Genomic DNA, 8,442 nt, shown 5'->3' on the forward strand with positions numbered 1-8,442 from the left:
CGCACCGGCACGGCCCGGTCCGCCCCCGGCAGCGCGGCACCCGCCGCGAGCGGCCGCCACGCCGCTGGTGCTGACCACGGGGACGCCGCCCGGCCGCTAGCGTGGTCGGTGTGAAGGCGATCGCGATCGACGCGTACGGCCCGGCCGACCTGCTGACCGTCCGGGACCTGCCCGACCCGCCGGTCGGCCCCGACACGGTGCTCGTGCGGGTCCGGGCGGCCGGGGTGAACCCGGTCGACTGGAAGGTGCGCGAGGGGCACCTGGCCGGTGCGATCCCCGGTCACTTCCCGCTCGTCCCCGGTTGGGACGCGGCCGGGGTGGTCGAGGCGGTCGGGCCGGCGGTGACCGGGTTCGCCGTCGGCGACGAGGTCGTCGGCTACGTCCGACGCGACCACATCCAGTACGGCACGTACGCCGAACTCGTCCCGGCGCCCGAGCGGGCGCTGGCGGGCAAGCCGGCCCAGGCGTCCTGGGCCGAGGCGGGCGGCCTGCCCCTGGCGGGCCTCACGGCGTACCAGGCGCTCCAGTCGGCGCGCACCGGCGCCGGTGACACGGTGCTGGTGCACGGGGCGTCCGGCGGGGTGGGCCACCTGGCGGTGCAGGTCGCCCGCGCGCTCGGCGCCGGCCGCGTGATCGGCACGGCCGGCGCGGCCAACCACGACTTCGTCCGGTCGCTGGGCGCCGAGCCGGTCGCGTACGGCGATGGGCTGGCCGACCGGGTCCGCGCGGTCGCGCCCGACGGGGTGGACGTGGTGCTCGACCTGTTCGGCGGCGACGCGCTCGACGTCTCGGCCGAGCTGATCGCCCGGCCCGCGCGGCTGATCTCGACGGCCGACCCGGAGCACGTCACCCGGCTGGGCGGCAGCTACCTGTTCGTCAAGCCGTCGACCGTGGACCTGGGCGCGCTCGCGGGGCTGGTCGACGCCGGCCGGCTGACCGTCCACGTGGCACGGACGTTCCCGCTGGCGCAGGCGGCGGACGCGCAGCGCCTGGTGGAGGCGGGGCGCGTCCGCGGCAAGGTCGTCCTGGAGGTCTGACCCCCCGGCCGGGCGCCGCGCGCGTCGACCGGGGTCGTCTCGCGGCCGGGTCACGGCGGCCGATCCCGGGCGCGGGGCCGGCCGGTGAGGTGGGGTCAGCGGGTGCGGCGGCGGACCAGCAGCGCGATCCCGGCGAGTCCCGACGTGATGACCAGCACCACCGCGACGTTGAGCAGCAGCAGCCGCTGCAACTCGCCGAGGGCCTCGTCGATGTCCTTCGCCGGGTTGAGGGCGTCCTCCGGGATGACCCGCTCGCCGCCGCCGACGCCGCCACTGACGGTGTCGAACTGCCGCTCCAGCGGGACGCCCGCCGTGCGGAGGGTCTCCGACATGCTGAGCCGGCCGAGGAACCAGCCCGCGGCGGTCTTGCGGGCGTCCGGCTGCTTGGCCGGGCGGAAGACGCGCGGCCCGCCGACCGCCTTCGGGTAGAGGTCGTACGTCTGCTTCGCGACGTCGCCGGCGAACACCACGACGGTGTACTTCGGACCGAGGTCGGCCGCCTTCGGGCCCTTTGCCTGCCCGGTGCGGCCGAGGAAGTTGACCTGGTCGATGATCGCCACCACGTGCGTCGGGTGGGCCTCGGCGCGCAGCCGCAGCGGCTCCGCCAGCCCCTCCCCGATGATCTCCACTCCGGCCGGTGCGGGCTTCGGCGCCGCCGTCGCCGTCCCGGACGGACCGAGCGACAGGACCGCCGCCGCGAGCCCGCCCGCCAACACCGCGACCAGCCGCCGCATCGTTCGGACCATCGCCGCCTCCTCGCCCCGTTCGATGGGTGGCTTGCTGCAGGTCACGCGTTGGTCGGCTGACGGGGGTGACCCAACCCGTACCGGGGGTGCCACCCTCAAGACTGCGCAGAACGTCGATCGGTTGCAGCTCGTGGAACAGTAATTGGAACTATCTGTGATCCCGGCCCGACCAATGGACGGTGGCCGTGGATCAGCGGGCGGATCGTACCTTTACGGAGGGGTTCATGGGGGGCAGGTTCTCACGTGTGGCGCGTACCTGGCCGGTGGTGTTCGGCGTGGCGTTCGGTGTGTCGTTGTTGCTGCCGCCCGCGCCGGCGGCCGCCCACAACTCGCTGACCGGCAGCGATCCGCGCAACGGCGCCCGGGTGGCCGAGGCGCCGGCCCGGATCGAGCTGCGTTTCCTGGCGAAGGCGGACCCGAATACGACGAAGATCACAGTGACCGGCCCGGACAACGTGGCCGCGCTGGGCGGCGCGCCGACCTTCTCCGGTTCCCGGGTGAGCGTCCCGTTCAAGCCGGGCCGGGCGGGGCTCTACGTGGTCGGCTACCGGCTGGCGTCCAGCGACGGGCACCCGGTCTCCGGTGAGGTCCGGTTCACCCTGACCACCGGCACCCCCGCCGAGCCGCCGGCCGGCCCGACCGCCCCGCCCTCGGCCGTGCCGTCGCCGAGCGTCGCCGGGCCGACCTCGGCCGGGTCGCCGTCGACCGGTGCCGGGCCGACCTCCGCCGCCCCCGGTCCGGCGGGCACGGGTACGCCGGAAGCCGCGGTGCCGGCGGCGAAGGAGAGCGACGACGCGGCCGGGCGCGGCTGGCTCTGGGCGCTCGGCGGCGTGCTCCTCCTCGCCGCCCTCGCCGCCGGCCTGCTGCTGCGCCGCCGCTCCGCCCGCCGCTGACCGGCACCCGCGCCCCCGACGGGTCAGCGCCCGGACCGACCGGTCCGGGCGCTGACGGGGCACGCCGGGCCGGCGCGGTGCGCGCGTCGGCCACGCGACGGTTCAGACCAGGCGGACCCGGGCGGCACGCAGCCGGCTCAGGGTGCGCTCGCGGCCGAGCACCTCCAGCGACTCGAACAGCGGCAGCCCGACGGTGCGGCCGGTGACCGCGACGCGCACCGGGGCCTGGGCCTTGCCGAGCTTGAGCCCGCGCTCCGCGCCGACCGCCTCCAGCGTCGACTTCAGCGTCTCCGCGTCCCACGACTCCAGCGCCTCGAACGCCGCCGTGGCGGCGTCCAACAGCTCCGCCGCGCCCTCCTTCATGGCCTTGACCCACGCGGCCTCGTCGGTCAGCGGCGCGGCGAGGAAGAGGAAGTCGACGTTCGGCACGATCTCGCTGAGCACCGCGATCCGCGTCTGCGCCAGCGGGGCCACGGCCGCGAAGGCGTCCGCGTCGAACTCCTCCGGCTGCCACGGCGGCGGGGCGATGGTGCCGGTGCCCGTCAGCCACGGCCGGCAGGCGTCGACGAACTCCTCGATCGGGAGCGCCCGGATGTACTCGCCGTTGAACGCCCGGAGCTTCTTCTCGTCGAAGAACGCCGGCGACGGGTTGACCTCCGCCAGCCGGAACTCCTCCTCGATCACGGACCACGGGACGATCTCCCGGTCGCCCGACGGCGCCCAGCCGAGCAGCATCAGGTAGTTGCGCATCGCGGCGGCGAGGTAGCCCTCGTCCCGGTACGCCTCCAGGGCCACCTTGTCCCGGCGCTTGGAGAGCTTCTGCCGCTTCTCGTTGACCACCACCGGCACGTGCGCCCAGATCGGCGGCCTGACCCCGAGGGCGTCCCAGAGCAGCTGCTGCTTCGGGGTGTTGGGCAGGTGCTCCTCGGCCCGGATCACGTGGGTGATCCCCATGGTCATGTCGTCGACCACGTTGGCCAGCAGGAAGACCGGCGAGCCGTCGCCCCGGGCGATGACGAAGTCCTCGATCAGCTTGTTCTCGAAGGTGGGCTCGCCACGGATCAGGTCGACGACCACGGTCTCGCCCTCGTCCGGCGTGCGGAAGCGCAGGGCGCGCCCCTCGCCGGGCGGCAGGCCGCGGTCCCGGCAGAAGCCGTCGTAGCCCTGGTACTGCGAGCCGGTGCGGGCCTGCACGGCCTCGCGGGTGCAGTCGCAGTAGTAGGCGCGGCCGGACTCGTGCAGCCGCGCGGCGGCGGCGCGGTGCTCGCCCGCGTACTCCGACTGGAAGTGCGGGCCCTCGTAGCTGCCGCGCTCGATGCCGATCCAGTCCAGCGCGGAGAGGATGCCCTCGGTCCACTCCGGCTTGTTGCGGGCCGCGTCGGTGTCCTCGATGCGGAGCACGAACACCCCGCCCTGCTGCTTGGCGTAGATCCAGTTCTGCAGCGCCGAGCGGGCGCCGCCGACGTGGAACATACCGGTCGGGGAGGGGGCGAAGCGTACACGTACCGTCACGTCTCCAGCCTACGGCGGCCCGCGACCGGATTCCGCCAGGGGTGCGGCTCAGGGCACCGAGCGGATCTTCAGCACCAGCACGCTGCCCAGCACGGTGACCGCCGCGGTGACCGCGTAGAGCGCCGGATAGCCGCCGAGGTGCACCACGAGCGGGGCCGAGATCGCCGGACCGAGCACCTGCGGGGCGGAGTTGGCGATGTTGATCACGCCGAGGTCCTTGGCCCGGTCGGCGGCGGCCGGCAGGACCTGGGTGATGAGCGCGGCGTCCACCGACAGGTAGACGCCGTAACCGGCGCCGAGCAGCAGCGCGGCGACCACGGCCACCGGCCAGACCGGCGCGACGGCCAGCAGCAGCGCGGCGACCGCCATGATCCCGCCGGCGGCGATGACGAAGACCTTGCGCCGGCCGGACCGGTCCGACAGCCGCCCGGCCACCACGGCGGTGGCCGCCAGGCCGGCCGTGTAGAGCAGGATCAGCACCAGCAGGCCGCCCTCGGGGTCGACGTGGCGCACCTCGTCGGTGAGGAAGTAGAGCAGGTAGAGCGTGCCGAGCGCGTTGCCGAGCTGCACCAGGAACCGGGTGATCCAGGCCCAGCCGAAGTCGGGGTGGCGGCGCGGCGAGATCCACATCGACGCGAGCAGGGCGCGCCACCGCAGCGCCGGGCGGTGCGTGCGGGGCAGCGGGTCGTCGGCGGTGAGCAGCGCGAACGGCAGGGCGAGCAGCAGCACCGCCGCCGCCATCGCCAGGTAGCCGGCGTGGGTGCCGCTCACCACGGCGGTGACCAGCACCACCCCGAGCACCAGCCCCAGCGCCTGGGGGATGCCGACCCAGCCGGAGACACCGCCGCGTTGGTCGACCGGCACCCGGTCCGGCACGGCGGCGGTCAGGCTGGCCAGCATCGCGTTGAAGCAGACCTGCGCGGCGACCCAGCCGAGCGCGACCCCGGCGACGGTGCGTTGCTGCGCCAGCAGCACCAGGGCCGCCGCGCCGAGCAGCGCGCCGCCGGCGGTCCAGACGTGCCGCCGGCCGAACTCCCGCCCGGCCAGCCGCAGGCAGGTCCGGTCCGACAGCGCCCCGGCGAGGGGGTTGGCGAGCACCGCGGCGAGCGCGCCGAGGCCGGTGACCAGGGCCAGCGCGGCCTCCTTGTCGGCCGGCGCGATCCGCTCCAGCTGCTGCGGCAGCAGCACCTGGATCGGCGTGAAGAACGCCATCCAGACGCCGAGGTTCGCCGCGAAGACCAGCGCGATCCAGCTGCGCCGCACCGGCGCGGTCGGCTCGGCGAGCGCCGCCGGCGGCGACGCGGGCGTCGGATCGACGGTGGTCACGGCCGGGCGATCAGGTCACGGAGCCAGGCGTACGAGGACTTGGGCGTGCGGAGCTGGGTGTCGAAGTCGACGTGCACGAGGCCGAAGCGCTTGGTGAAGCCCTCCGCCCACTCCCAGTTGTCCAGCAGCGACCAGACGAAGTAGCCGGTCACGTCGACGCCCTCGGCCATCGCCGCGCGGACCGCGCGCAGGTGCCCGTCGAGGTACGCGATCCGCTCCGGGTCGTGCACCCGGCCGTCGGCGTCGGGCGCGTCGTCGTACGCGCAGCCGCTCTCGGTGACCTGGATCGGCGGCAGGTCGTCGCCGTACGTGCGGTGCAGCCAGCCGAGCAGCTCGTGCAGCCCGTCCGGGGCGACCGGCCAGTCGAAGGCGGTGCGCGGGTATCCCTCCAGCGGCACCAGCTCGAACGGCAGCGGCGAGCCCTCCTGCGGAGCGCTTACGCCGGTCGGGTTGTAGTAGTTGACCCCCAGCACGTCGATCGGCGCGGCGATCACGTCGAGGTCCCCGGCGCGCACCACGCTCGTGTCGAAGCCCAGCTCGGCGGGGTAGCCGCGGCCGAACAGCGGGTCGGTGAAGAGCCGGTTGTGCAGCGCCTCGTACGCCGCGACGGCCGCCCGGTCGGCGGCGCCGTCGCCGGCCGCCCGCACGGGCGAGTAGTTGTTGGCGATGGCGATCGGGCTCGTGGTGTGCGCCCGCAGCGCGGCGACGGCGAGACCGTGGCCGAGGAGCTGGTGGTGGGCCACCGGGAAGGCGTCGAAGAGCAGCGTCCGGCCGGGGGCGTGCTCGCCCGTGCCGTGGCCGAGGCTCATGTGGATGAACGGCTCGTTCAGGGTGATCCAGAGCTTCACCCGGTCGCCGAGCCGGGCGGCGGTCGCGTCGGCGTACTCGGCGAAGCGGTGGGCGGTGTCCCGGGCGAGCCAGCCGCCCGCGTCCTCGGTCCACTGGGGCAGGTCCCAGTGGAAGAGCGTGGCGACCGGGTCGACGTCGTGGGCGAGCAGGTCGTCGACGAGCCGGTCGTAGAAGTCCAGCCCGCGCGCGTCGACCGGGCCGTCGCCGGTGGGCCGCACCCGGGGCCAGGCGATCGAGAAGCGGTACGCCGAGGCGCCCAGCCCGGCCAGCAGCGCGACGTCCTCGCCGTGCCGGTGGTAGTGGTCGCAGGCCACGTCGCCGGTGCTGCCGTCGGCGATCCGGCCGGGGGAGTGGGCGAAGGTGTCCCAGATGGACGCTCCCCGCCCGTTCTCGTCGACGCCACCCTCGATCTGGTAGGCGGAGGTGGACACTCCCCAGCGGAATCCGGCGGGGAACTCGGGCATCGCTGCGGTCGACATGCGCCCTCCCGTACGTGAATCGTGCTCGCGACTCTAGGGCGCGGCCGGTCGATGCGCCATAGGCCGTGCGTCGCCGCAGCGCAATGGATTTCGGCGTGTCTTTTCCAAACCCGTCCTGGTACGTCCGAATTTGCGCATAGAGTGCCGATATCGTGGGATGTCCTCACTGGAGGAAAGACGGAAATGATCCTCGTGGAACGCAGTGCGCACGTGATGGCGCCAGTGGAAGCGGTCTGGGACGTCGTGCAGCGGGCCGAGCAGTTGCCGGCCTGGCTGGCGGGGGTCCGTGCGGCCGAGGTGCTCTCGGGAGAGGGCTTCGGGCGCCGACAACTGGTCCAAGCCGGACGTGGCGCGGCGCATGAGGCCGAGGTGATCGCCTACCAGGAGCCGACCCTGATCGGCTGGCGCGAACGCGCCAAGGGCGCCGGTGCCCGAGCGGAGGCGCGCACCGAGATCTACGTCCAGCTCACGGCGGACGAGGAGGAGGGCGGGACGATCGTGCGACTCATCGTCGTGCGCTGGCCGGCCGGTCCGGTCAAGGCCGCCCTGCTGCGCCTCGGTCTGCGCAGGGTCGGCGCCGACCTGGAGGACTCGCTCGCCCGGCTGACCGATCTGGCCGCCGTCGGCTGAGCCGGGCACGTCCTGGCGCCACCCGCGACGGCGGTGGCCCGGTGTCCCCGCCAGGGACTCCGGACCACCGCCGGTTCGCTCGTCCGGCAACGACGAAGGGCGCACCCGGATGCTGTTGGTTAATTCGGGTTCTGCGTGACGTCGGCCTTCAAGACCTGGTTGTGGTCTTGAAGGCCGACGTTCTCGTAGTGGGGTGGGTGGCGGGTGTCGATGCGGTCGCGGGAGTCGGGGGAGATCCCGGCGGAGACGGTGCGGGTGGCGCGGGCCGCGTTTCCGAAGGGGAGTCTGGCGATTCGGGTGCGGGACGAGTTGGGGGTGTTGTTCACCGACGCGGAGTTCGCGGACTTGTTCCCGGTGCGGGGGAAGCCTGCCTGGTCACCGGGCCGGTTAGTGCTGGTGTTGGTGTTGCAGTTCGTCGAGGGGCTCACCGACCGGCAGGCTGCGGAGGCGGTGCGGGCCAGGATCGACTTCAAGTACGCCTTGGGGCTGGAGCTGGATGATCCAGGCTTCGACTTCTCGGTGTTGTCGGAGTTCAGGGATCGGTTGGTGCAGGCGGGTGCGGGGCGACGGGTCTTGGACGGCGTGTTGGCCGTAGCCCGGGAGAAGGGACTGTTGAAGACGACGGGCCGGGCGAGGACCGATTCCACGCACGTGTTGTCGGCGGCCCGTGAGCTGTGTTGGCTGGAGATGGTCGTCGAGACACTGCGTTCGGCGTTGAACGCGCTCGCTCGGGATGTCCCGGACTGGCTGGCGGAGGTGGCCGAGCCGGACTGGTTCAGGCATTACGCGACCAGGGCCGAGGACTCCCGCTTTCCCAGGGCACGCGCCAAGCGCGACGAGGTGGGGTTGCGGGTCGGGGCGGACGGTATGCGGCTGCTGGAGGCGGTGTTCTCGTCTGGGTCGCCTGAGCAGGCTCGGGGGCTGGAGGCGGTGGAGATCCTGCGGCAGGTGTGGGTCCAGCACTTCCACC

Annotated in this window: 8 protein-coding genes; 4 read left to right on the top strand and 4 right to left on the bottom strand. The window is 73.7% G+C overall.

What is annotated here, in order from left to right:
- Nucleotides 1-110 precede the first annotated feature (110 nt).
- Nucleotides 111-1,037, top strand: a complete 927-nt coding sequence (locus tag AB0G13_RS32840) for an NADP-dependent oxidoreductase (RefSeq protein WP_357883005.1) — start codon at nucleotides 111-113, stop codon at nucleotides 1,035-1,037.
- 95 nt (nucleotides 1,038-1,132) lie between these two features.
- Here AB0G13_RS32840 and AB0G13_RS32845 read toward each other — a convergent pair whose 3' ends face one another.
- A complete protein-coding gene (locus AB0G13_RS32845; protein ID WP_357883008.1) occupies nucleotides 1,133-1,783 on the bottom strand; it encodes a hypothetical protein in 651 nt (216 codons plus the stop codon).
- Nucleotides 1,784-2,028: 245 nt separating this feature from the next.
- Here AB0G13_RS32845 and AB0G13_RS32850 point away from each other — a divergent pair, with 245 nt between their 5' ends.
- Nucleotides 2,029-2,676 (top strand): copper resistance protein CopC, encoded by a 648-nt coding sequence (locus AB0G13_RS32850; RefSeq protein WP_357883012.1) that lies wholly within the window; start codon nucleotides 2,029-2,031, stop codon nucleotides 2,674-2,676.
- A 102-nt stretch (nucleotides 2,677-2,778) separates the two neighbouring features.
- Here the strand turns inward: AB0G13_RS32850 and gltX are convergent, their stop codons facing one another.
- The 3 genes from gltX to AB0G13_RS32865 are packed head-to-tail and all read right to left on the bottom strand — an operon-like array spanning nucleotide 2,779 to nucleotide 6,842.
- Nucleotides 2,779-4,188, bottom strand: coding sequence for a glutamate--tRNA ligase (gltX, locus tag AB0G13_RS32855; protein ID WP_357883015.1), 1,410 nt, complete (start codon nucleotides 4,186-4,188; stop codon nucleotides 2,779-2,781).
- Between the two features lie 48 nt (nucleotides 4,189-4,236).
- A complete protein-coding gene (locus tag AB0G13_RS32860; protein ID WP_357883018.1) occupies nucleotides 4,237-5,514 on the bottom strand; it encodes an MFS transporter in 1,278 nt (425 codons plus the stop codon).
- The gene (locus AB0G13_RS32865; protein WP_357883021.1) at nucleotides 5,511-6,842 is read right to left on the bottom strand and encodes a GH1 family beta-glucosidase; all 1,332 of its coding nucleotides are present in this window, start codon (nucleotides 6,840-6,842) and stop codon (nucleotides 5,511-5,513) included. Before AB0G13_RS32865 ends, AB0G13_RS32860 begins: the two co-directional genes overlap by 4 nt.
- 183 nt (nucleotides 6,843-7,025) lie before the next feature.
- Between AB0G13_RS32865 and AB0G13_RS32870 the strand changes: the two genes are divergently transcribed.
- Nucleotides 7,026-7,472 (top strand): SRPBCC family protein, encoded by a 447-nt coding sequence (locus AB0G13_RS32870; protein WP_250795157.1) that lies wholly within the window; start codon nucleotides 7,026-7,028, stop codon nucleotides 7,470-7,472.
- A 204-nt stretch (nucleotides 7,473-7,676) separates the two neighbouring features.
- Nucleotides 7,677-8,442, top strand: a 766-nt coding sequence (locus AB0G13_RS32875; protein ID WP_357883024.1) for a transposase, incomplete at its 3' end; no start/stop codon positions are given.

It is taken from the genome of Micromonospora sp. NPDC023633 (assembly GCF_040640035.1).
In the GTDB taxonomy this organism is placed as follows: domain Bacteria; phylum Actinomycetota; class Actinomycetes; order Mycobacteriales; family Micromonosporaceae; genus Micromonospora.